The organism is Amycolatopsis taiwanensis DSM 45107 (assembly GCF_000519205.1).
GTDB classification, from domain to species: domain Bacteria; phylum Actinomycetota; class Actinomycetes; order Mycobacteriales; family Pseudonocardiaceae; genus Amycolatopsis_E; species Amycolatopsis_E taiwanensis.
On record NZ_JAFB01000003.1, the window covers coordinates 331,266 to 354,143 of the forward strand.

24 protein-coding genes are annotated in these 22,878 nt (G+C 70.0%); 10 read left to right on the top strand and 14 right to left on the bottom strand.

Annotation, left to right across the window (positions count from 1 at the left end):
- Positions 1-252 carry a helix-turn-helix domain-containing protein gene (locus tag A3CU_RS0101535; RefSeq protein WP_027940771.1) on the bottom strand — a complete coding sequence of 84 codons (252 nt, stop codon included), beginning with the start codon at positions 250-252 and terminating at the stop codon, positions 1-3.
- A 169-nt stretch (positions 253-421) separates the two neighbouring features.
- Positions 422-1,609: a fumarylacetoacetase gene (gene fahA, locus A3CU_RS0101540; protein WP_027940772.1), complete on the bottom strand. Its 1,188-nt coding sequence runs from the start codon at positions 1,607-1,609 to the stop codon at positions 422-424.
- A 305-nt stretch (positions 1,610-1,914) separates the two neighbouring features.
- On the opposite strand from fahA, the gene A3CU_RS0101545 reads away from it, so the two are divergent.
- Positions 1,915-2,454 carry a MarR family winged helix-turn-helix transcriptional regulator gene (locus tag A3CU_RS0101545; protein WP_027940773.1) on the top strand — a complete coding sequence of 180 codons (540 nt, stop codon included), beginning with the start codon at positions 1,915-1,917 and terminating at the stop codon, positions 2,452-2,454.
- Positions 2,455-2,533: 79 nt separating this feature from the next.
- Here A3CU_RS0101545 and A3CU_RS0101550 read toward each other — a convergent pair whose 3' ends face one another.
- Both A3CU_RS0101550 and A3CU_RS43035 read right to left on the bottom strand, forming a co-directional pair.
- Entirely contained in the window at positions 2,534-3,034 is a 501-nt protein-coding gene (locus A3CU_RS0101550) for a glutathione peroxidase (protein ID WP_027940774.1), read from the bottom strand.
- 125 nt (positions 3,035-3,159) lie between these two features.
- Entirely contained in the window at positions 3,160-3,387 is a 228-nt protein-coding gene (locus A3CU_RS43035) for a hypothetical protein (protein ID WP_043840468.1), read from the bottom strand.
- A gap of 62 nt (positions 3,388-3,449) precedes the next feature.
- Here A3CU_RS43035 and A3CU_RS0101560 point away from each other — a divergent pair, with 62 nt between their 5' ends.
- Together A3CU_RS0101560 and A3CU_RS43040 are read left to right on the top strand one after the other, a co-directional pair.
- Positions 3,450-4,010: a hypothetical protein gene (locus A3CU_RS0101560; protein WP_027940775.1), complete on the top strand. Its 561-nt coding sequence runs from the start codon at positions 3,450-3,452 to the stop codon at positions 4,008-4,010.
- 5 nt (positions 4,011-4,015) lie between these two features.
- A complete protein-coding gene (locus A3CU_RS43040) occupies positions 4,016-4,231 on the top strand; it encodes a hypothetical protein (protein ID WP_156960189.1) in 216 nt (71 codons plus the stop codon).
- Positions 4,232-4,261: 30 nt separating this feature from the next.
- Here A3CU_RS43040 and A3CU_RS50810 read toward each other — a convergent pair whose 3' ends face one another.
- From A3CU_RS50810 to A3CU_RS0101585, 4 genes are all read right to left on the bottom strand, one after another.
- Complete coding sequence (locus A3CU_RS50810; protein WP_084143025.1) at positions 4,262-4,450, bottom strand: hypothetical protein; 189 nt, start codon at positions 4,448-4,450, stop codon at positions 4,262-4,264.
- 58 nt (positions 4,451-4,508) lie between these two features.
- Positions 4,509-4,982: a VOC family protein gene (locus A3CU_RS0101575; protein ID WP_027940776.1), complete on the bottom strand. Its 474-nt coding sequence runs from the start codon at positions 4,980-4,982 to the stop codon at positions 4,509-4,511.
- A 167-nt stretch (positions 4,983-5,149) separates the two neighbouring features.
- Entirely contained in the window at positions 5,150-5,908 is a 759-nt protein-coding gene (locus tag A3CU_RS0101580) for an isocitrate lyase/PEP mutase family protein (RefSeq protein ID WP_027940777.1), read from the bottom strand.
- 125 nt (positions 5,909-6,033) lie between these two features.
- Positions 6,034-6,570, bottom strand: coding sequence for a MarR family winged helix-turn-helix transcriptional regulator (locus A3CU_RS0101585; protein WP_156960190.1), 537 nt, complete (start codon positions 6,568-6,570; stop codon positions 6,034-6,036).
- A gap of 564 nt (positions 6,571-7,134) precedes the next feature.
- Between A3CU_RS0101585 and A3CU_RS43045 the strand changes: the two genes are divergently transcribed.
- From A3CU_RS43045 to A3CU_RS0101610, 5 genes are all read left to right on the top strand, one after another.
- Positions 7,135-9,462, top strand: coding sequence for an MFS transporter (locus A3CU_RS43045; protein ID WP_156960200.1), 2,328 nt, complete (start codon positions 7,135-7,137; stop codon positions 9,460-9,462).
- The gene (locus A3CU_RS0101595; protein WP_027940779.1) at positions 9,459-10,199 is read left to right on the top strand and encodes an MSCRAMM family protein; all 741 of its coding nucleotides are present in this window, start codon (positions 9,459-9,461) and stop codon (positions 10,197-10,199) included. Before A3CU_RS43045 ends, A3CU_RS0101595 begins: the two co-directional genes overlap by 4 nt.
- Before the next feature lie 82 nt (positions 10,200-10,281).
- Positions 10,282-11,520: a S1C family serine protease gene (locus tag A3CU_RS0101600; RefSeq protein ID WP_084143027.1), complete on the top strand. Its 1,239-nt coding sequence runs from the start codon at positions 10,282-10,284 to the stop codon at positions 11,518-11,520.
- 142 nt (positions 11,521-11,662) lie between these two features.
- On the top strand, positions 11,663-12,778 hold the full coding sequence (locus tag A3CU_RS0101605; RefSeq protein ID WP_027940781.1) for a WD40/YVTN/BNR-like repeat-containing protein: 1,116 nt from the start codon (positions 11,663-11,665) through the stop codon (positions 12,776-12,778).
- Positions 12,775-13,071, top strand: coding sequence for a MoaD/ThiS family protein (locus A3CU_RS0101610; RefSeq protein ID WP_027940782.1), 297 nt, complete (start codon positions 12,775-12,777; stop codon positions 13,069-13,071). The genes A3CU_RS0101605 and A3CU_RS0101610 overlap by 4 nt, the downstream gene beginning before the upstream one ends.
- A gap of 57 nt (positions 13,072-13,128) precedes the next feature.
- Here A3CU_RS0101610 and A3CU_RS0101615 read toward each other — a convergent pair whose 3' ends face one another.
- Positions 13,129-13,620, bottom strand: a complete 492-nt coding sequence (locus A3CU_RS0101615) for a MarR family winged helix-turn-helix transcriptional regulator (protein ID WP_245616841.1) — start codon at positions 13,618-13,620, stop codon at positions 13,129-13,131.
- Positions 13,621-13,671: 51 nt separating this feature from the next.
- On the opposite strand from A3CU_RS0101615, the gene A3CU_RS43050 reads away from it, so the two are divergent.
- Entirely contained in the window at positions 13,672-15,090 is a 1,419-nt protein-coding gene (locus tag A3CU_RS43050) for an MFS transporter (protein WP_052371359.1), read from the top strand.
- Between the two features lie 128 nt (positions 15,091-15,218).
- Here the strand turns inward: A3CU_RS43050 and A3CU_RS0101625 are convergent, their stop codons facing one another.
- The 5 genes from A3CU_RS0101625 to A3CU_RS0101645 all read right to left on the bottom strand — a co-directional run bounded on the left by A3CU_RS0101625 (position 15,219) and on the right by A3CU_RS0101645 (position 20,993).
- Entirely contained in the window at positions 15,219-16,391 is a 1,173-nt protein-coding gene (locus tag A3CU_RS0101625) for an ROK family transcriptional regulator (RefSeq protein WP_027940784.1), read from the bottom strand.
- 22 nt (positions 16,392-16,413) lie between these two features.
- The gene (locus A3CU_RS0101630; RefSeq protein ID WP_027940785.1) at positions 16,414-17,844 is read right to left on the bottom strand and encodes a sugar ABC transporter permease; all 1,431 of its coding nucleotides are present in this window, start codon (positions 17,842-17,844) and stop codon (positions 16,414-16,416) included.
- 174 nt (positions 17,845-18,018) lie between these two features.
- A complete protein-coding gene (locus A3CU_RS0101635; RefSeq protein ID WP_027940786.1) occupies positions 18,019-18,792 on the bottom strand; it encodes an ATP-binding cassette domain-containing protein in 774 nt (257 codons plus the stop codon).
- An 84-nt stretch (positions 18,793-18,876) separates the two neighbouring features.
- Positions 18,877-20,004, bottom strand: a complete 1,128-nt coding sequence (locus A3CU_RS0101640) for a sugar ABC transporter substrate-binding protein (protein WP_027940787.1) — start codon at positions 20,002-20,004, stop codon at positions 18,877-18,879.
- Positions 20,005-20,096: 92 nt separating this feature from the next.
- Positions 20,097-20,993: a LysR family transcriptional regulator gene (locus A3CU_RS0101645; RefSeq protein ID WP_027940788.1), complete on the bottom strand. Its 897-nt coding sequence runs from the start codon at positions 20,991-20,993 to the stop codon at positions 20,097-20,099.
- A 71-nt stretch (positions 20,994-21,064) separates the two neighbouring features.
- Here A3CU_RS0101645 and A3CU_RS0101650 point away from each other — a divergent pair, with 71 nt between their 5' ends.
- Entirely contained in the window at positions 21,065-22,861 is a 1,797-nt protein-coding gene (locus A3CU_RS0101650; protein ID WP_027940789.1) for a gamma-glutamyltransferase family protein, read from the top strand.
- Positions 22,862-22,878: the final 17 nt, after the last annotated feature.

The window sequence follows — 22,878 nt, forward strand, 5'->3', positions numbered from 1 at the left end:
TCAGTGGGCCAGGGGCGCGGCCAGCTCGTAGAGCCGGACCGTGGCACGCCAGAAGTGGCTGCGCCCCACCACGCGGCGGGAGGCGTAGCCACGCTGTTCGAGCGTGTAGACGATGGAGGCCGTAGTGGCCAGCGGTATCCCGGTGCCACGGGCCAGCGCGGACAGCGTCAGCCCGTCCCCGGCGGCGACGAGGGCCTCCAGCACGGTCAGGGCGCGGTCCACCGAGGGGGAGGCCGGAGCTTCCGCTGCCATGATCACCTTACTGTCACCCGTACGTGAATGGAGCATCGTTGAGAACGCGAGACGGGCGCTCACGGACGTCACGGAGTACCCACAAGCGTTTTGAACGACACTGACGAATGATATCCATTCAGCGCAGTCCGGTGCGCCATGCAGCGGACCCGGCTGGGCGTTTGGCGGGTCAGCGGGCGGGCAGGATGCGGCCGCTCACCTCGCCGAAGCCGACGCGGGTGCCGGCGGCGCCGGGCGCGGTGGCGGTGATGACGACCTCGTCGCGGTCTTCGAGGAAGGCGCGGGGCGCGCCGCCGGGCAGGCTGATCGGTTCGTGCCCGCCCCAGCTCAGCTCGAGCAGGCAACCTCGCTGGGCGGGCAGCGGCCCGCTCACCGTGCCCGAGGCGTAGAGATCGCCGGTGCGCACGGCCGCACCGTTGGCGGTCAACTGCGCGAGCATCTGCGCCGGGGTCCAGTACATCGTCGCGAACGGCGGATTCGACACCACGTGACCGTTGAGACGGACCTCCAGGGTGATGTCCAGGCCCCACTTCTCGGTGTCGGCGAGATACGGCAACGGTTCCGGGTCACGCGCCGGGGGCTCGACCCGGGCGTGCTCCAGCGCGTCGAGCGGCACCACCCAAGGCGAGACCGAGGTCGCGAACGCCTTGCTCAGCGACGGTCCGAGCGGGGTGGCGTCCCAGGCTTGCAGGTCACGGGCGGACCAGTCGTTGACCAGGCACACTCCGAAGACGTGGTCGGCGAACTCCCCCACCCCGACCGGCCGGCCCGGCCGCGACCCGCTGCCGATCACGAACCCGACCTCGGCCTCGAAGTCCAGATGCACGCAGGGGCCGAACTCCGGCGCGGCGGCGCCGGTTACGCGGCGCTGTCCGTGCGGGCGGGCCACCGGGGTACCCGAGATCATCACCGTGCCCGCCCGGCCCACGTATCCGAGCGGCAGGTGCTTCCAGTTGGGCGGCAACGGGTCCGCGCCGGGACGCAGCATCATGCCGACGTTGCCGGCATGGAACTCGTTGGCGAAGAAGTCCACGTAGTCGCCGATGAGGACCGGCAGGTGCACGGTCACCTCGGAGACCGGGAACAACGCCGGCTCGACCCGGGCGCGATGCTCCTCCTCGGTCAGCAGCGCGGTGATGCGGGCCCGCACCGCCGACCAGCGGGCCCGGCCCTGGGCGAGGAAGGCGTTCAGCGACGGCTCGGCGAACACCGAGTCGTCGAGGACCGCGGTGAGGTCGAGCACCCGCTCCCCGATCCGCACCCCCACCCGCGGCGACCCGTCTCCCCGGGAGAACACGCCGTAGGGCAGGTTCGCCGTCCCGTAAGGCGAATCCTCGCCAAGATCGAGCCACGTCATCGTCCATCTCCTTCGTGCCGGCGCCCTGCTTCGCTCCTGACGCGGGGGCCCACCTTCCCCCGCACGAGGATCACCCCGGCGCCGCGCCGCCCGCCGGGCCACGGCGGGCAAACCACGCCTCCGGTCGCCAAAATCACCCGATGCGGTCAGCTCGGCCCTCGACAGCGCCTGGCCCTCTCCGCCGGATCGGCCGAGCACGCGTAAGGCCGAGCACCGCCACGCGTTCCAGCCATAAAACCTTTTAGCACCCTTGGCGAATCACGAGTAATGCAGCTCACATCGAAGGAAAAGGCTAATCTTGCGACATGACCGCAGAACCTCTCGACCGGCCCGTGCTCGATTACCTCACCTTCGTGGATTACGCAATTCGGAAGACGAGCGACGAACTGCCCGAGGTCGACCCGGTCGCGATGCGCATGTGCCTCACGCTGCACCGGCTGACCAGCACGCTGGTCTACGACTGGGAGTCCACCGTGCACCGGCCGCGCGGCTTCAGCTGGGCCGGGTTCCGGGTCCTGTTCGCACTGTGGAATGCCGGGCCGCTGGAGGCAAAGCGCGTCGCGCAGTTGTCGGGGATGAGCCGGGCCGCGGTCTCGGCCCTGGTCAACACGCTGGAACGGGACGGGCTGGTCTCGCGACAGCAGGCCGAGCACGACCGGCGGGCGGTGCTGCTGGACCTGACCGAAGCCGGCCGCGAGGCGATCAGCAGCACTTTCACCGAGCACAACAAGCGCGAGCAGGCGTGGGCGAACGCACTCACCCCGACGGAGCGGAACGTCCTGATCGGCCTGCTCGAAAAGCTCGCCACCTCCCCGGCCGCGACCGAGGCCAAGCGGCGATTCTGATTCACCGGTGAGGCGGCGGCGTTTCCCGTTCTCTCAACGCCGGGAAACCCGGAATACCCCGCCGGCAAAACCGCCGGCGCTAACCGGCCAGGGCCGATTCGATCGCGGAGATCACCTCGGGCGCTTCCGGATCGGTACGCGGGCGGAAGCGGGCCACCACGTCCCCGCCGGCACCGTCTGCGAAGCGGACGAGGAACTTCTCGAAGTTCCACTGCACGTCTCCGGCCTGCCCCTCGACATCGGGCCGCTGGACAAGCTCGGCGTAGAGCGGGTGCCGGCCGGGGCCGTTCACCTCGATCTTCTCGAACAGCGGGAAACTCACCCCGTAGGTCGTGGAGCAGAAGGTGGTGATCTCCTCGGCCGTACCCGGCTCCTGCCCGGCGAACTGGTTGCACGGGAACCCGGCCACCGAGAACCCCTGGTCGCCGTAGCGCTCCTGGAGCCGCTCCAACCCCTCGTACTGGGGCGTCAAGCCACACCGCGAGGCCACATTCACCACCAGCAGGGTGCCGCGACCGAGACCACCGAGGGTCGCCGGATCGCCCGCAAGAGTGCGCAACGCGATGTCACCGAGGGCCATGGGACCGTCCTTTACCTGAGGCCTGTGTACAGCACGAACGGGATCAAAGGGGGTCTGGGGGTGCAACCCCCAGAAAACTCAAGCCCTGGATTGCTTCAATGTGATACTCGACACATTCAGTGGGTTCAATGTCCGGGGCGGGGCGCCGGCACCGAGGTCGTGCCCTCGGACGCCTGCAGGCCCAGCGCGTCGAGCAGCAAGGCGCAGTCGTCGGCGTCGGTCGCCGCGGACGCGATCGCCCGCACCGCGCGCCGCCGCTGTTCGGCGATGAGCGCGCTGTCGTCGGGGATCTCCGTCCGCTCGGTCACGGCCGGGAACCCGGCCGGCAACCCCGACAAACCGTTGTCTCGCATGGTTTTCTCCCCTCCCGGGCAGCAGTGTGTTAGTCCGGCGGGCTCCTGGGTAGCCGACGGTCATGAGCCATCCCGCTTCGTCCCCGGACCCCGTCCGCGCCGCGGGTCCGCCCGCCGTCACCGAAGGTACCCCGGACGGGCCGATCGTGCTGGTACTCGACCCGGCCGGAGCGGCCAAGCACGCCGAGCTCCCCGCGACCTGGCGGGAACTCGCCGAAGACTGGCAGATCACCTGGTGCCGCCTGCCCTCCCCCGGCGCGCTGACCGAGGCCGACGACCTCCTGGCCGATCCGCCGCGACCGGGCCGGTCGGTGCACGTCGTGGCCAGCGGCCCGTTCGCGGACGACGCGCTGAGCCTGGCGCAACGGCACACCGACACGGTGCGGTCCGTCCTGCTGATCGACCCGGCCGCCGACCGGTACATCTCGCCGGACCGTGGTGATGCCGAGACCCGACACTGGGAGGAGGACACGGCCGCCCGGCGCACGGCACTGGCCGACGCCGGGGTCGAGGTCAAGGTGGTCGCCTACAGCACCGGCGGTGAGCGGGACCGGGTGCCCGCCCCGATCCCGCTCGGCCACCCGGACGTGGCCGAGGCCGTGCGCCAAGCGATCGAGGAGTGATCAGGGTGACCGAACCGGACGAGTCCGCTGAGCAGCCCGAAGCCGGGGCCCCGTGGCCGGCCGACCCGGAAATGTCGGACGCCGACGTGGCCGAGCAGCAGCGGGAGGTCGTCGAGGAGCCGGCACCCGTGTTCACCCCGGAGTTCCCCTTCGAAGCGGACCCGGCCGACGCCGCCGACCAGCAGCGCATCGTCACCGGCCTCGACGACGAGTTCCGCTGAGCGTCCCGGCCCGCGTCCGGCGCGCTTTCCCTATCGCTTGTGCGCCCGGTAGCGCTTCATCAGCGCCGTAATCCGTGCCTGGTTCGCCCGACCGTTGAGCTCGGTCAAGAGCTCGTCAGGACACAGCTCGTAGAGATCGCCCCACCATCGACGTCCTCGGTTGTCCCAGATCCGGTAGCCACCCGGCACGCCCCTGGCAACGTAACGCCTCTTGCTCACCGTCGCCCTGCTCCCGGTACAGCCGGTGCAGACCTCGAGAAGGTGTCCTCTCGCGTGGCTAGAGGTACAAGGGCTTGGTCGGCGTGCCGATCGCCTCGGGGGTTTCCCAGTCGATACCGGGCACGTCCACGTAGAGCTCGATCTCGTTGCCGTCAGGATCGGCTATGTAGAGGCTGTGCGTGGCGTAGTGGTCGCTGGCGCCGAGGATCGTCGTGCCGGACTTCGCCAATTCGGCCAGCGCGGCGCGCAACTCGTCGTCGCTCGTGCCGATCTTCAGGCCGAAATGGTAGAGGCCGATTCGCTTTCCTTCGGGATGCCCGGCGGCGTCGGCGCCTACTTCGATCAGCAACAGTTCGTGGTGGGTACGCCCGGAAGGCGCGTTGAACACCGCGGCGCGACGCTCGCGCGGACCGGGGGCGTTGCCGGGCGCCGGCAGGATCTGCCGCCACCCCAGCACGTCCCGGTAGAACCGCGCGGACCGCTCGATGTCGCGGACATAGAGCACCACGTGCCCGAGTTCCTTGACCTCCATCACGTTTCCCTCACTGTGAATTTTCAACTGAGCATACGCCGTCGAGCGCGCACGGAAAACGCTTAGCGGCCCTCGAACTTCCCCGATTGCCGAGGTCGGCGACGGCAGGAAACCGGGTCGCCCGGTTCGTGGACGGGATCGTCGGCAACCCGGGCCCGGGGCACGGGTCACGCGAGGGATTGGACATCGCCGTAGCCGATGATCCCGGTGGCAACCGGCTCATCGTCGGCGATCGCGTCGACCGTGCGCAGCGCCGCGTCGAGCGCGGCACGGAACAGCAGCGAGCCGCAACTCACCCGGCGTACGCCCAGTTCGGCGAGCCGGCTGAGACTCGGCCCGCTGGGCGAAAACAGGATATTGACCGGCTTGTCTACTTCGGACACTAATGCCGAGATCGATTCCGCACCGGTCATTCCGGGCACGAAGATCCCGTCGGCGCCGGCCCGGACATAGGCCCGAGCGCGGGAAAGCGCTTCGTCATCGCCCGCGATGCCCAGCCAGTGTGTGTCGGTGCGGGCATTCACGAACATCCCGGGTACCGCGTTCTTGATCGCGGACACCAGTTCCTGCTGATGCCTGGTCTCCGCGAGCCGGTCACCACGACCGTCCTCGATGTTCACCCCCACCACACCCAGCCCGGCCAGTTCCCGGGCCAGCGCGGCGACCTGCGCGGGTTCCTCGCTGAACCCGCCCTCGATGTCGACCGTCACCAGGCAGGGCAGGCGGCACAGTTTCCCCGCCAGCGCCACGGTCTCGGCACGGGTGACGCCGGCACCGTCACGCAGCCCGGCCGCCGCGGCCACGCCCAGGCTGGTCGTGCCCACTGCCGGGAAGCCGCGCGCCGCCAGTGCGGCGCCGGACGCGTGGTCCCACGCGTTCGGCAACAGCAACGGCCGCTCGGTTCGGTGCAGCGCATGGAAGTCCATTTCGTCCTCCGGAGTCCGGCCATCCGCCCACAACGCTAATGCCGGATCTGTTCGGCCGCCGCCGAAACGTCCTCGCGTTCATTGCCGGTAACCGACCCGCAGCCGGCCGGGCTGACGGCGAGCTGCTATCGCCCACCGGCCCGAAGGCGGTCGACGAGCCGGGCGCAGATCCGCTCCAGGTCCTCGAGCTGGTCGTCGTCGAGCAGGTCGAAGAAATGCCTCCGCACGCACTCGACGTAATCCGGCGTGGTGTCCGCCAGCAGCCGCTCCCCATCCTCGGTGAGGACCGCCACCAGCCCGCGCGCGTCGTCCGGATGCGGCTCCCGGCGGACCAGGCCGCGTTTGACCAGCTGGTCGACCTGGTAGCTGACCCGGCTCTTCGGCGCGAGGAGCAGGTGCGCGATCTCGCCCATGCGCAGGCTTTTGCCCTCCGCCACGGAAAGCTCCCGCAGGAGGTGGTAGTCGCCCACCGAAAGCGCGGCGCCCACCCGGAACCAGTGCGCCATCGCGCCTTCGACGAGCCGGGCGGCGGTGAGGTAGGCCGCCCACGCGCTGGCCTGTTTCTCGGTCAGCCGGTGTCCTCGCTCCAACTCGGCACCCCAGGTTTGATGGCCGGAGCCCTCCTTGCCGGCGAGCAGGCACCACATCCGAAGCTCCGACACCCGCGCGCCGGACCTCCGGGCGGTCGGACCACCGTAGCCGACAACGGGCCGGTACCGACCGTCGGCGATGAGATCGTGATCGGTTCGAGTCGCGCGAAGGTCTCCTCCCGGCCCGCCTCGAACGGTTTTGTAAGCGCTTTCCCTGCTCCTACCTTGATCCGGCGAGCGGCGTGGTCAGCGGTGAAGAACGAGTCCGGCTCCCGAAGCCGGAACTCGGGCGCCCAAAGCCAGAACTCAGGTGCCCAAAGCCAGAACTCAGGTGCCCGAACCCGGAACTCAGGCGCCTGAAGCCGGAACTCGGGTGCCCGAAGCCGCAACTCGGGTGCCTGAAGGCGGAACTCGGGTGCCTGAAGGCGGAACTCGGGTGCCTGAAGCCGGAACTCGGGTGCCTGAAGCGGGGACACGGGGTCCGGCGATCAACATCACGGTGCCGGTCCCGTGGGCACCTCGCCCGGCCCGGCTGAAATCAGTTAGCATAGGACAACTAAGTTTTCCTGGCCGGTCAACGGTGACGCATCCCTTCTGGTTGGAGTGATGGACGTGGAGGCTGCCGTGCAGGCACCGATGCAACCGCATCGCCGGCATCGGCGTACGTACTCGATCGAGGAACTCGGCCCGCGTTACAAGTGGATCGCGCTGTCGAACACGACGCTGGGCATGCTGATGGCCACCATCAACTCCTCGATCGTGCTGATCGCGCTGCCGGACATCTTCCGCGGCATCCACGTCAACCCGCTGGAGCCCGCCAACACCAGCTACCTGCTGTGGATGATGATGGGCTTCATCGTGGTGACCGCGGTGCTGGTGGTCGGGTTCGGGCGCCTCGGCGACATGTACGGCCGGGTACGGATGTACAACCTCGGTTTCGCGGTGTTCTCCGTCTCGTCGGTGTTGCTCGCGGTGACGTGGATGGACGGCAGCGCCGCGGCGATCTGGATGATCGCGTGGCGGGTGGTGCAGGGCATCGGCGGCGCGTTCCTGATGGCCAACTCCAGCGCCATCCTCACCGACGCCTTCCCGCTCCGCCAGCGCGGCACGGCGCTGGGCATCAACGGGGTCGCGGCGATCGCCGGGTCGTTCCTCGGCCTGGTCATCGGCGGCGTGCTCGGCCCCCTCGACTGGCGGCTGGTGTTCCTGGTGTCGGTGCCCTTCGGCATCTTCGGCACCATCTGGGCCTACCTCAAACTGCACGACACCAGCGAGCGGCAACCCGCGAAAATGGACTGGTGGGGCAACCTGACCTTCGCGGTCGGCCTGATCGCGGTGCTGGTCGGCATCACCTACGGCCTGCAGCCCTACGGCGGCCGCACCATGGGCTGGACGAGCCCGTTCGTGCTGTCCTGCATCATCGGCGGCCTGGTCGTGCTGGTGATCTTCGGGATCATCGAGACCAGGGTGGCCAACCCGCTGTTCCATCTCGGCCTGTTCAAGATCCGCGCGTTCGCCCTCGGCAACGTGGCGAACCTGCTCGCCTCGCTCGGCCGCGGCGGGTTGCAGTTCATCCTGATCATCTGGCTGCAGGGGATCTGGCTGCCCCAGCACGGCTACAGCTTCGAGCAGACTCCCCTGTGGGCCGGCATCTACATGCTGCCGATGACGATCGGATTCCTGATCTCCGCGCCCACCTCCGGCGTGATCACCGACCGGATCGGCGGCCGGGCGCTGGCGGGGGGCGGCATGCTGCTCACCGCGGTCAGCTTCCTGCTGCTGGAGATGCTGCCGGTCAACTTCAGCTACTGGCCGTTCGCGGTGATCCTGCTGCTCAACGGGCTCGGCATGGGCCTGTTCGTGTCCCCGAACCGGGCCGACATCATGAACAGCCTGCCGGCCGGCGCGCGCGGCGCCGGGGCCGGGATGACCGCGACCTTCCAGAACTCGGCGATGGTGCTGTCGATCGGCTTCTTCTTCAGCCTCATGATCGCCGGGCTGGCCAACCACCTGCCGACGACGATGGCGCAGGGCCTGGTCACCCATGGGGTTTCGGCCACCGACGCCGACCACATCGCGCACCTGCCCCCGGTGGGTGTGCTGTTCGCGGCCTTCCTCGGCTACAACCCGATCCAGCAGTTGCTCGGCCCGACCGTCGCGCAGCTACCCGCCGACCAGGCGTCGTTCCTGACCGGCCGCAGCTTCTTCCCCGAGCTGATCTCCGGGCCGTTCTCCGACGGGCTGACGGCCGCGTTCTGGTTCGCCATCGTGGTGTGCCTGGTCGCCGCGATCGCCTCCTGGCTCGTCGGAAAGCCGAAGCTCACTCCGGTACCGGCGCCCGCCGGAGGGCCGCGTGAGTCCGCGGGTTCGGAACTGGCCGCCGCGGCCGGGGAACTGGTCGGCGCGGCGGTCGAGGAAGCCGTCCCGGAGCCGGTGCACGCGGTCAGCGGGCGGCTGCGCACCCCCGACGGACACAGCGTGCCAGGCGTGATCACCGTGACCGGGCTCGACGGCAGGCAGGTGGCCCGGGCGAAGACCGATCCGAACGGCGGCTACCGGGTCACCGGCCTGGAGTCGGGCGTCTACACGCTCATCGTCACCGCACCCGGTTTCCAGCCGGAGGCGGCTTCGGTGACCGTGAACGGCTTCGGCGCGGTGCACGACTTCGTGCTCGCCGGCGGCGCGCCTGAGACGGTGGTCCTGCACGGCACCGTTTCCGGCCCGGACGGACAACCGCTGGCGGGCGCGACGGTGACGGTGAACGACGCCGACGGGCGCCCGGTCGGCGAGGCGGTCTCGGGGCCGGACGGGCAGTACCGGATACCGGACCTGACGGCGGGGGAATACACCGTGGTCACCAGCCTCTTCGAGCCGGCGCTGCGCCAGGTCGAGCTCGGCGCGGGCGAATCGGTCACGGTGGATCTGGACCTGGCCACGCGAACGCGAGAAGATGCCCAGCCATGATCGAGGTTTCCGGCCGGGTGACCGACCCGGGCGACACGCCGGTTCCGCAGGCGGCGGTCACGCTCGTCGACGCCAGTGGATTGCAGATAGCCCGCAACGCCGCCGACCACACCGGAGCCTTCACCCTGTGGGCGCCCGGCGCCGGCAGCTATGTGCTGATCGCGTCGGCGCCCGCGCACCGGCCCGAGGCGGCGACGGTGAACGTCGCCGCCGAGACGGTCCGGCTGGATCTGGTGCTGCACGGCGCCAGCGGGCTGAGCGGCGTGGTGCGGGCCGAGCGCACCGGCGTGCCGATCATGGACGCCGTGGTGACGCTGACCGACCTGCGCGGTGACGTCTTCGACTCGCGGATTTCCGGCAGTGGCGGCGAATACGCGTTCCCGTCGCTGGCTCCGGGCACCTACACGCTGGCGGTCAACGCGCGGTCCTACCGGCCCACCGCGCTCGCCGTGAAGGTCAGCGATTTCGTGGCCACCAAGCAGGACGTGGAACTGGTCGACGGGGCGACGATCGCCGGTTCGGTGGGGCTGCCGGACCCCCGGCCCGAAGTCACCGTGACGCTGCTGGACGAAGCCGGTCACGTGGTGCGCAGCGGCACCGTGGACGCGAACGGGCGCTACGCCTTCCACGATCTCGACGCCGGCACCTACACCGTGGTGGCCACCAGCTACCCACCCGTCCGCCAGCCCGTCCAGGTCGGCGGCGAACGCACCCGGCACGATGTCCGCCTGTCCTGATCCCAAGCGTCACACCCGGTTCTTAACAGATTCACGGGTTGTGCCGTAGGCACTTCTCAGCACAACGAGTTGTACTGGAAACATGAGCGACCAGTTTCCGCCGTACCACGAGCGCAACCGGGGGCAGTACCCGCACGGTCAGCAGCCATACGGACACGATCCGTACGCGTATTCGCCGTACGACCCGCGTTACCGGGCTCCCTACCCGCCGCCGCGGAGGTCTTCTCACCGGCTCAGTGCGCTGCTGGCCGTGATCGCGCTGGCCGCGCTCGCCGGTCTCGGTGTCATGCTCTTCAGCGCCCGGCACGGGCCGCTCAACCAGTCTCGCGCCTGGGCTCCGTGGAGCCAGCAGAGCCAGAGCCCGGCCCAGCCGCTGGACCCCCAAGGCGTCGCGGCGAAGGTCGATCCCGGGCTGGTGGACATCAACACCGTGCTCGGCTACCAGGGTGGCGAGGCCGCCGGGACCGGGATGGTGCTCACCCCGGACGGCGAGGTGCTGACCAACAACCACGTCGTGGAGGGCGCGACCCGCATCCAGGTCACCGACGTGGGCAACGGGCAGACCTACAGCGCCAGCGTCGTCGGTTACGACCGGTCCGAGGACGTCGCCGTGCTGAAGCTGCAGGGCGCGTCGAACCTCGCCACGGTCACCACCGGCGACTCGTCGAAGGTGGCGGTCGGCGACCAGGTCGCCGGCATCGGCAACGCGGGCGGCACCGGTGGCACGCCGAGCGTCGCGCCCGGCACGGTCACCGCGCTCGGCCAGGAGATCACCGCCTCCGACGAGTCCAGCGGCAGCTCCGAGCAGCTCACCGGGCTGATCCAGGTGAACGCGAACATCCAGTCCGGTGACTCGGGCGGCCCGCTGGTGAACAGCGCGGGCCAGGTGATCGGTATGGACACCGCCGCGTCCACCGGCTACCAGTTCGGGCCCCGTGGCAGCGCGCACGGCACGGGCCGGGGCGCCGGCTTCGCGATCCCGATCAACCAGGCGCTGGATATCGCCAAACAGATCGAATCCGGCTCCGCGTCGCAGAACGTCCACATCGGCGCCACCGCGTTCCTCGGCGTCTCGGTCACCGACGCGAACGAAGGTGCGTCCCTCGCGCAGGTCGTCACCGGAGGACCCGCCGAGCAGGCCGGATTGGCCAGGGGCGACGTGATCACCGCGATCAACGGCCGGCCCATCGACTCGGCGACGACGCTCACCACGCTGCTGGACGGGCAGCACCCCGGCGACAAGATCACGCTCACCTGGCTCGACCCGACCGGCGCACAGCAGAGCACCCAGGTCACGCTCGCCGAAGGCCCGATCGGCTAGAGACCGGTTCGCCGCGGCTTGCGTGGCGGCGCCGACCGGCGTCACCCGGCTGGGTGGAGCACTGCGCAAGATTGGAGAAGACGTCCGTACCGCTCCGGCTTAGGTTGATGGGCATTCCACCGTTCTCCGACAGGGAGTAGCCATGAGCCGGGTACGGGTTCTGGTCGGCACGCGAAAGGGTGCCTTCGTGCTGACCTCCGATGGCAAACGTGCCGAGTGGGACGTCAGCGGCCCGCACTTCGCGGGCTGGGAGATCTACCATCTAGCCGGCTCGCCGGCCGATCCGGACCGCCTGTACGTCTCCCAGTCGACGAGCTGGTTCGGGCAACTGGTCCAGCGTTCCGACGACGGAGGCGAAACCTGGCGGCCGGTCGGCAACCAGTTCACCTACGACGGCACGCCCGGCACCCACCAGTGGTACGACGGGACCCCGCACCCGTGGGAGTTCGCCCGGGTGTGGCACCTGGAGCCGTCGCTGACCGACCCCGACACCGTCTACGCCGGCGTCGAGGACGCGGCCCTGTTCCGGTCCGGCGACGGCGGACAGACCTGGCAGGAGCTGCCGGGACTGCGTACGCACGAGTCGGGGCCGCGGTGGCAGCCGGGTGCGGGCGGGATGTGCCTGCACACGATCGTGCTCGACCCGCGTGACCCGGGCCGGATCTACACCGCCATCTCCGCCGCCGGAGCGTTCCGCAGCGACGACGCGGGCAAGACGTGGCGGCCGATCAACCGCGGCCTGCGTTCGGAGGGCATCCCGAATCCCGAGGCCGAGGTCGGGCACTGTGTGCATCACCTGGCCAGCCACCCGTCCCGGCCGGACGTGCTGTTCATGCAGAAGCACTGGGACGTGATGCGCACCGACGACGCGGGCGAGACCTGGCGCGAGATCAGCGGCAACCTGCCCACCGACTTCGGGTTCGTCATCGACGTGCATGCGCACGAGCCGGACACCCTCTATGTGGTGCCGATCAAGAGCGACTCGGAGCACTTCCCGCTCGACGGGCAGTTGCAGGTGTACCGCAGCCGCTCCGGCGGCGACGAGTGGGAGCCGCTGACCAAGGGCCTGCCGCAGCGCAACTGCTATGTGAACGTGCTGCGCGACGCGATGGCGGTCGACTCGCTCGACGACTGCGGTGTCTACTTCGGAACCACCGGCGGTCAGGTGTACGCCTCGCCGGACGGCGGGGACAGCTGGGCGCCGATCGTGCGGGACCTGCCTGCCGTGCTGTCCGTGGAAGTGCAGACGCTGCCATGATCCGCGTTGTCCTGCCGGCGCACCTGCGCACCCTCGCGCACATCTCCGGCGAGGTGCTGCTCGAAGTCGATGGCGCGATCACGCAACGTTCCATCCTTGACGCACTCGAAGCGCGCTTTCCCATGCTGCGCGGGACGATTCGCGACCAGGTCTCTCACCAGCGGCGGGCGTTCGTGCGGTTCTTCGCCTGCGAGGAGGACCTCTCGCACGAGGCGCCCGACTCTCCGCTGCCCGAGGAGGTGGCTCTGGGAAAGGAGCCCTTCCTCGTCGTCGGAGCGATGGCCGGGGGATAGTCCGGGACTCACGGTGCCCGCCACCGCGGTGGCGGGCACCGTGAGTTTCCCGCCGCGTCAGCGGTGCTCGTGGTCGAGGCCGAGCTGACTCGCCAGGCGGGTCAGGTAGCCGGCGAAGCGCTGGCGGTCGCCGGGAGGCCACGTGGCGGTGAGGTCGTCGAAGGTCTGGCGTTGCCACCGGTGGGACCCGGCGAGCAGGTCACGCCCGGCCTCGGTGAGTTGGAGTGAGGCGCGCCTGCGGTCCTCACCGGATATGCCGCGGGTGAGGTAGCCGGCCGCGGTGGCGTCGCGGACCATGCGGCTCGCGCCGGAGTGGTCCAGGCCGAGGTGGTTCGCCACCGTGGTGACGGTGATCTCGCCGGTGTCCGCGACGGCGCTGTCGACGGCTTCGACCGCGAGGATGTGCTGGACGTGGCGCATCTCGCCGGTGAGTTCGACCGAGGTACGAGTGATCCACCGCCGGGACCAGAACCGCACCAGCCGGAACAAGGCGGGCCCGGCTTCGGTCAGTTCCTGTTCTGCCGGCACCTGTTTCGCACGTGATCCCACGACACGACCCTACCTTGACTGCGTGCGATTCGCATAGATAACGTCTGCGATATGCATACAACTGGCAGGGTGCTCCCGCTGCCCCGAGCCCGCAACGCGGCGTTCGCTGCGTTGCTGATCGGCATGTTCATGGCGGCGTTGGACACGAACGTCGTCGTGGCGGCCCTACCGTCGCTCGCCGTTGACCTCGGTATCGAGGCCGCGGGCGGGGTCACCGCCGCTTACCTGCTGGCGGTCGCGGTCACCACCCCGTTGCACGGAAACCTCGGCGACCGATGGGGCCGGCGCCGGATGTTCGCCGCATCGGTGGTGGTGTTCGCGGCCGGGTCGCTGGCCTGCGCGGTGGCACCGACGATGACCGTCCTCATCGGTGCCCGTGCCGTGCAGGGGGTCGGTGGCGGTGGGTTGATCGTGGCCGCGGTGTCGGCGATGGCGGAACTGTTCAGCCGTGCGGAGATGCTGCGGCGGCAGGGCTGGCTGACGGCGATGTTCGCGATGTCGTCGATCGGCGGCGCGCCGCTGGGCGGTCTGCTGACCGCCGCCGCGGGCTGGCGCGCGATCTTCCTGCTCAACCTGCCGTGCTGCGTCGTGGCTCTGGCGCTCGGGCTGGGGTCCGTTCCCGGCCGGAAGGCCGCTCGCCTGCCGTTCGACGTGACCGGCGCCGTTCTCATCGCGATCGCCGGCAGCGCGATCGTCGTGCTCGGCAGCAATGGCGCGCTGGCCTCGAGTCCGTTGTGGACACTGCTGCTGGTCGCCGTGGCCGCCGGGGCGGCCCTGGCCTTCGTCCGGGTCGAACGCCGCGCGCCCGCACCGCTGGTGCCCCCGCGACTGTTCGTCGACGCGGGCTTGGCGCGGGCAGTCGTCGTCACGCTGCTCAGTGGCGTCGCTCTGTTCGGCGGTTTCACCTATGTGTCATTGGCCATCACCGGCGGCAGCGGCGGGAATCCGGCGGCCACCGGACTGTTGTTGCTGCCCATGAGCATCGGTCAGGTGTTCTCCGGCAGCGGGTTCGCGGCACTCGCCCGCCGGTGGCCCCGCATCGCCGCCTGGGGACGGGCCGGGCTGGCGCTGGGTGTGGCCGGGTCGTTGGGCATGGCCGCGATCCCCCTCCTCTCCCCCAGCCCAGTCCGCATCGCGCTGACGGCGACGGCGTTGGCGCTCAACGGCGCGGCGCTCGGACTGTCCATGCAGGCTTACACCGTGTTCGCCCAATCCCGTGCGCCGAAAGACATCCTCGGCGCGGGGATGGCCACCCTGACCTTCGCGCGCCAGATCGGCGGGTCCGTGGGCATCGCCGCATTCGGCTGGACCACGGTGCTGTTTGACGGCAGTGGCGGACTGTCCATGGTGTTCCTGCTCGCCGCCGTGGCGCTGCTGGCCGGTGTCGTCATCGCGCCACGCGCGAAGCACGATCCGCCGCCTTCCCTGCCGACCGGCACGGTCGCCGGAAGCGGGAACACGAGTGCCTGAACCGGGAACTCGGACGCCTGGAGCGGGGACACGCCGACCGGAACCGGGATTTCGCGTGGCTGGAGCGGGGATTCGCGTGGCTGAAGGGGGTTCGTGTGAAGGGGCGGGGGCGGGCGGTGTGGGTGGGGCTACCAGGCGGAGAGGACGGTTTCGAAGGCGAGTTCGGCGGCGCCGAGCAGCTTCGCGTCCGGGCCGAGGGCCGAGGTCACCACCCGGGTGCCGCCGAGGGCACGGCTGACCAGGCTGCGTTCCCGCACGGTCCGCTCCAGGTCGGCGACCAGCGCCGGGGGCAGCGCGGTGAACAGGTCGCCGAGCACGACGAGCTTGGGACACAACAGGTTCACCACGTTGGACAGGCCGATCGCGAGCCACTCGGCGAACTCGCCCAGCCGCTCCGGCGCCGACAGGGTGCGGGCGGAGCGCAGTTCCGCCACGATGGCGCCGACGGGCGAGTTCTCGTCGAGGTCGAGCGCGCGGCACAACGCCCGCTCCCCGACCTCGGTCTCCCAGCAGCCGTACGACCCGCAGTAGCAGGGCAGCCCGCCGGGCCGGACCACCATGTGCCCGACCTCGCCGATGTGGTGCCCGCCCGCGCCGCGCATCGACACACCGTTGGAGATCACGCCGCCGCCGACGCCGACGTCCGCACCGATGTAGACGATGTCGTCGGCCCCGCGGGCGGCGCCGCGCAGGTGCTCGGCGAGCGCGCCGAGCTCCGCGTCGTTTCCCATGTGGACATTCACCTCGAGCGCCCGGGACAGCCACCCGCCCAGCGGAACGTCGCTCCAGTGCAGGTTCGGCGCCTCGTGCACGAAGCCGTCGGAGTGCCGGACCACGCCCGGCACGGACACCCCGACCGCCACGGGACGGACCGCCAGTTCGTCGATCAGCGGGCCGGCGGTGTCCACGATCTTGGTGAACACCTCGGCCGGTTCCCGCCTGCCCTCCCGCGCGTTCCAGCTGCCGCGGGCAAGGATCGCGCCGCCGATCCCGACCAGCGCCATCGCCACGCGCTCGACGCGGATGTCGACCGCGAGCACCACGGCGGCCTGCGGCTGCGGCAGCACCAGCAGCGACGGCCGGCCGGCACCGCTGCGCTGCACCGGCACCCGCTCCTCCACCACGCCGTCCTCGGCGAGGCCGTCCACCAGTGCCTTGATCGTGCTGCGGTTGAGCCCGAGCGTGCTGGCGAGCTTCGCCCTGGTCGCCGGGCCGTCCACATGCAACCGTCGCAGCAGGGCGGCACGATTGTGCCGGCGAACGTCGTCCGGGCGGGTTCCGGCCGTGGCTGTGGTCGACAAACCTGGGCTCTTCTCTGGCGCTTTAGCCGGTCACGCTGGCGCGGCGGCGGGACAGCGCATCCACCGTGGCCGCGAACAGCAGCACCAGGCAGGTCACCATGTTCACGATCTCCGCCTGGTACCCGAGCAGCCCGAGTCCGTTCTGGACGGTGGCCAGCACGAGCCCGCCGATCACGGCGTCCCGCAGGCGGCCCCGGCCGCCGAACAGGGACGTGCCGCCGATCACCGCGGCACCGACCGCGAACAGCAGGGTGTTGCCGCCGCCGGAGTTCCCGTCCACGGCACCGACCTTCGACGTGTAGACGATGGCGCCGAGTGCCGCGACCGAAGAGCAGATCACGAAGACACTCATCCGGATCTTGTCCACTTTGACGCCCGCGCGACGGGCCGCTTCCGCATTGCCGCCAACAGCGTACACGTGCCGTCCGTACTGGGTACGGTCCAGCACGAAGGTCCCGACGACCAGCAGCACCAGGATGATCGGCACCACATACGGGACGCCCTTGATGACGCTGTTGGCGTTGCTCGCGCGGTTCAGGGTGAACAGCGCGGTGGCCACGCCGCCGAGGACCACGACCGCTCCGGCCTTGACCGCGACCAGCGCGGTGGGCTGGGCCACCAGGCCGTTGCGCAGCCGGGCGAAATGCCGGTACAACACGACCACGGCGTAGCCGCCGCCCAGGATCACGAACATCACCCAGCTGCCCAGCGTGCTGAGGTTGCCGTTGGCCACCTGGTCCAGCACGTGCGACGAGCCGACCGGGACGGTGCCGTCCTTGCCGACCAGCGCGAGCAGCAGGCCGTACCACCCGATGAACAGTGCCAGGGTGACCACGAACGCCGGGATCCGGATCTTGGACACGAGCGCGCCGGTGAGACTGCCGATCACCGTGCCCACGCAGACCGCCAGGACGATCTCCACCCACGGGTTCGCCGGGAACCCGGCGAGCAGGATCACCGCCGCCACCGCGGAAAGCGCGGCGCCGGCCCAGATCCGCAGCACGGCGCACAACGCGACCGCGGCGAGCGAGCCGATCACGAACCCGTAGAACACGACCGGCCCCATCGCGCCGAGCAGGTTGCCGTGCTGCTTGAGATGCAGCGCCAGCACGCCGGCCGCCACGCCGGACGCGGTGCCGGCGGACAGGTCGATCTCGCCGAGCAGCAGCACCGGCACGATGCCCATGGCGATGATCGTCTGGCCGGCACCCTGCGCGAACAGGTTCCCGATGTTGTTGAGCGTGAAGAAATTGCCCGACAGCGCGGTGAACACGATGACCAGCACGAGCAGACCGAGCAGCGCAGGCAGCGCGCCCAGCTGGCCGCCGCGTACCCGGCGGAAGTAATCGCCGATCGCCTCCAGGGTGGAGCGCGACGTCGTGTCGATGCCGAAGTCGGAGACGACCGCGCCGGTGGCCACCTTGCTGGGAGTATCAGTGGGAGTGTCAGTCATGGCATTTCCTTCGCGAGTTTGCGCGCGACCGCGATCGTGTCGACAGGGCGCTCCAGACGAATTCGAGTCACCTCACCCATAGCGGCGCCCTGCCGCCCCGATAGCGGGACAGAGGCGCGCGCTCGGTGGTCACCGTGACTGCCGCGGGTTGACACAAGGGGTTCCATGTTTGGCTTAAACCGCCGCGGCTTCCGGCCGCGCCAGGCCGAGATCACCGGAACGGCCCGTGGTGATGAGCTCGACGATCTGGCTGTTGGTGACGTCCTTGGTGGCGACGTCCGCGGCGAGCCGGCCGAGGTAGAGGGTCGCGATCCGGTCCGCGACCTCGAAGACGTCGTTCATGTTGTGGCTGATCAGCACCACCCCCAGACCCTGCTCGGCCAGCCGGCGCACCAGGTCGAGCACCTGGCGGGTCTGGGCCACGCCGAGCGCGGCCGTCGGCTCGTCGAGCAGCACGACCTTGCTGTCCCACAGCACGGCCTTGGCGATCGCGACGGTCTGCCGCTGGCCGCCGGACAGCGCCGAGACCGGTGTCCGCACCGATTTGACCGTGCGCACCGAAAGCGAAGCCAGGGTCCTTCGGGCGTCGAGTTCCATGGACGCCTCGTCGAGCACACCGCGCCGGAGCCGTTCCCGGCCCAGGAACATGTTCTGGACGACGTCCAGGTTGTCCGCCAGCGCGAGGTCCTGGTAGACGACCTCGATGCCGAGCGCGGCCGCGTCGCGCGGGCTGGAAATGTGGGCCGGCTTGCCGTCGAAGAAGATCTCGCCGGAGTCGGTCGGGTGGATCCCCGCGATGCACTTGACCAGGGTCGACTTGCCCGCGCCGTTGTCGCCGACGAGCGCGGTCACCTCGCCCGGCCGCACCGAGAAGTCCACATCGTGCAGCACGTGGACGGGGCCGAAGCTCTTGTTCACGCCACGCAGGGCCAGGATCGGCTCGTTCACTTCGTCAACCTCCACAGTGGATCACCGAGCCGGTGATGGCGGGAACTCCGACGGCCCCCGCCACCACCAAACGAACGGGCATCGCTACGAGATGTTCAGCGTGGCGCAGACACTGGCGGTGTCCCCGTCGCAGATCTCTGACGCCTTCACGTAACCGGCGTCGACCACGGTCTTCACGTTGTCGTAGGTGATCATCTGCGGCGTCAGCAGCACGGACTTGACGGTGCGGTTGCCGGTCGGGTCCGTCGAGGAGTCCTTGGCGACCTTGTCCGCGGCGGCGGTGTCTCCCTTGACCAGGTCCGCGGCGAGCTCGGCGGTGGCGTCGGCCTCCTGCTGGATGGGCTTGAACACCGTCGAGTACTGGACCTTCTGCAAGATCGCCTTCAGCCCGGCGGCGCTGGCGTCCTGCCCGGTCACCGGAATCTTGCCGGCGAGGTTGTTCTTCCGCAGCACGGTGATGATCGCGCCGGCCAGGCCGTCGTTGGCCGCGAGCACGCCGTCGACCTTGCCGCCGTTGGCCGACAGGAGCTGCTCGAAGGTGTTGCCGCCCTTGGCGTTGTCCCAGCCGTCGATCCGCTGGCTGTTGACCAGCTTGAGTGCGCCGGAGTCGTAGAGCGGCTTAACGATGTTCTGCTGGCCGTTGTAGAACAGCGTCGCGTTGTTGTCGGTGGGCGAGCCTTCGATCTCGATCACCTGCGCGCCCGGCTTGTCCGCCAAGGACTGCTTGAGCGCCTGGCCCTGCAACTCGCCGACGCGCACGTTGTCGAAGCTGACGTAGTAGTCGGCGCTGCCGCCCAGGTTGAGCCGGTCGTAGTCGATCACCGGCACGCCCTGGGCCTTCGCCTTGCGCTCGACGGTCGCGCCGACGTCCCCGTTGGGTGCGGCGATGATCAGCACCTTCACGTTCTGGCTGAGCATGCTGTCGGCCAGCTGCGAGAACTTCTGGTTGTCGCCCTGGGCGTTCTCGATGATCGGGTTGAGACCGGCCTTGACCAGCGCGGATTGGAGCATCGGCTGGTCGAAGGCCTCCCACCGGGCCGAGGTGGCCGTCTCCGGCAGGATGACCCCGACCTTCGGGCCGTTGCTGGCGGCCTGGCCGCCGTTGGTGTCGGCACCGCTGGAGCCACCGGAACTGTTCGCCCCACACCCGGCCAGGGCCAGGACGAGCCCGGTGCCGGCGGCCAGGAGGGCAAGGGTCTGACTGCGCTTCATTGCGTCCCCTTGATAAATGTTGTGGTCAGCAACATTCAAATGTTGTGGGCGACAACATACTGCGCTTCACAGATCGCCGGAACCCCTCGGAGTCACAGTCCCGTAACACCCGTGGCCTGGGCGAGCGTGGTCTCCACGAACGCCCGGGTGGCCGCGCTGAGCGGGCCGGTGCGGTGGATCAGCCACTGCGGAAGCCGCTCCGGCGGGTCGAACCGGTACACCTCGGCGCCCGCCCGGCGCGCGAGGTCGTCCCAGCCGTCCGGCATCAACCCGACCCCGATCCCCGCGAGCACCATCGGCAGGACGACGCTGCGGTCGCCCACCTCGGCCACCACGGTCAGGTCGCCGACCTGGGCGGCGAGCCGGTCGAACAGGGCGCGGACGGCGCTGGTCGGCCGGGTCATCACGAACCCGAGGCCACGCAGGTCCGCCGGGTGCACCCAGCCGCGCCGGCCGAGCGCCGTCCCGGGCGGGGCCACCACCAGGAACTCCTCGTCCCGCAGGTGATACGCGACCAGCCCCGGCCCGGCGGGCCGCTCCGCGCTGCCGCACACCCCGACCTCGCAGCGTCCCCGCACGACCATCCCGATCACCTCGGCCGCCGACAGCGCGGACGACGTACTGACCGTCACGCCCGGCTGGCGCCGGCGAAGCTCGGCGACCGTGCCGGCCACCGGGTCCAGCGCCGAGGAGGGGGTCGCGGCGACGTCGACCCGCCCGACCGCCCCGTCGCCGATCGCGTGCGCGGCCGCGCGCAACGCGTCGAAGTCACGCAACACCAGGCGTGCCCGTTCGACCAGCAACTCCCCCGCGGTGCTGAGCACGGCGTTGCGGCCGACCCGGTGAAACAGCGTGACACCCAGGTCGCGTTCCAGGTTGCGGATCGCGCGTGACAGCGACGGCTGGGCGACGCGCAGCGATCGCGCGGCCAAGGTGAACCCACCGTGCTCGACGATCGCCACGAAGTATTCGAGCTGCCGCCGTTCCATAGCGAGAAGCTATTCGACCGGTGCCCGGCATGTCTTGGACGTCGCCGAAGATCGGGTGTTTTACTCAGGATATGTTCAGCACTCGCCCCACTCTGCAAGGCACCTTCGGCATGGTGTCATCCACCCACTGGCTCGCCTCGGCCACCGCGATGGCGGTACTGGAGGACGGCGGGAACGCCTTCGACGCCGCGGTGGCCGCGGGGTTCGTGCTGCACGTGGTGGAGCCGCACCTGAACGGGCCGGCCGGCGAGGTGCCGATCATCCTCGCCCCGGCCGGCGGCCGTCCGACGGTCCTTTGTGGACAAGGTCCGGCGCCGGCCGGCGCGACGATCGGGCACTACACCGCCCTCGGCCTGGAGCTGGTGCCGGGCACCGGCCCGCTGGCCGCCGCCGTGCCGGGCGCCTTCGACGCGTGGATGCTGCTGTTGCGCGACCACGGCACGAAGCGGCTCGCCGAAGTCCTCGGCTACGCCATCGGCTACGCCGAACGCGGGCACCCCGCGGTGGAACGGGTCGGCGAGACCGTCGAAACCGTGCGCCGCCTGTTCGAAACCGAATGGACCACCTCGGCCGAGCTCTACCTGCGCGACGGCAAGTCCCCCGCGCCGGGTGCGCTGCTGAAGAATCCCGCGCTCGCCGCGACGTGGAAGCGGCTCATCGCCGAGGCGGAGGCGGCCGGGCCCGGCCGGGAAACCCAGATCGACGCGGCCCGCCGGGTGTGGCGCGAAGGCTTCATCGCCGACGAACTGGCCGCGTTCGCCGCACTGCCCACAATGGACACCTCCGGCGAGCGGCACGCCGGCACGCTCACCGCGGATGATCTCGCCGCGTTCTCGGCGAGCTACGAGGAACCGGTGACCCACACCTGGCGCGACTGGACGGTCGCCAAGGCCGGGCTGTGGAGCCAGGGACCGGTCTTCCTCCAGCAACTCGCGCTGCTGGGAGACGATCTGGAGTACGGCACGCCTGACTACGTGCACACCCTCGTCGAAGGCACGAAGCTGGCCATGGCCGACCGCGAAGCCTGGTACGGCGACAGCACGGACATGTCCGTGGATGCGCTGCTTTCGGTGGAATACAACGAAAAACGGCGCGCCCTGATCCGCGAGCAGGCGTCGCCGGAAATACGCCCGGGCAGCCCCGATGGCCGGGAGCCGCGGTTGAGCCGGCAATCCCGGCGCATCAGCGAGGGCGGCGACCTGGAGGTGCCGGCCGGTGCGGGCGAGCCGACGGTGGCCATGTCCGTGGCGATGAACGGCGCCACCCGGGGCGACACCTGCCATGTCGACGTGGCGGACCGGTGGGGCAATTTGGTCGCCGCGACGCCCAGCGGCGGCTGGCTGCAGTCCAACCCGGTGGTGCCCGGCCTCGGCTTCCCGCTCGGCACCCGGCTGCAGATGGCCTGGCTCGACGAGGGCCTGCCCAACTCGCTGATGCCCGGCAAGCGTCCGCGCACCACGCTGACCCCGTCGCTGGCGCTGCGCGGCGGCGAGCCGGTGCTGGCGTTCGGCACGCCCGGCGGCGACCAGCAGGACCAGTGGCAGGTGCATTTCTTCCTCGCGGTCGCGCTGCGCGAAAAGGTGCGCGGCGGCCTCGACCTGCAGGGCGCGATCGACGCGCCGAACTGGCACAGCGAAAGCTTCCCGAGCTCGTTCTACCCGCGCTCGATGGTTCCCGGCGGGTTGACCGTGGAATCGCGGATCGGCGAGGCGGCGATCGCCGAACTCCGCCGCCGCGGGCACCGGGTGACCGTCGCGGACCCCTGGTCGCTGGGCAGGTTGTGCGTGGTCGCGCGCGACCCGGAAACCGGGGTGCTCTCGGCCGCGGCCAATCCGCGTGGCATGCAGGGATACGCCGCGGGGAGGTAGGGGAAACCGTCGCCTCG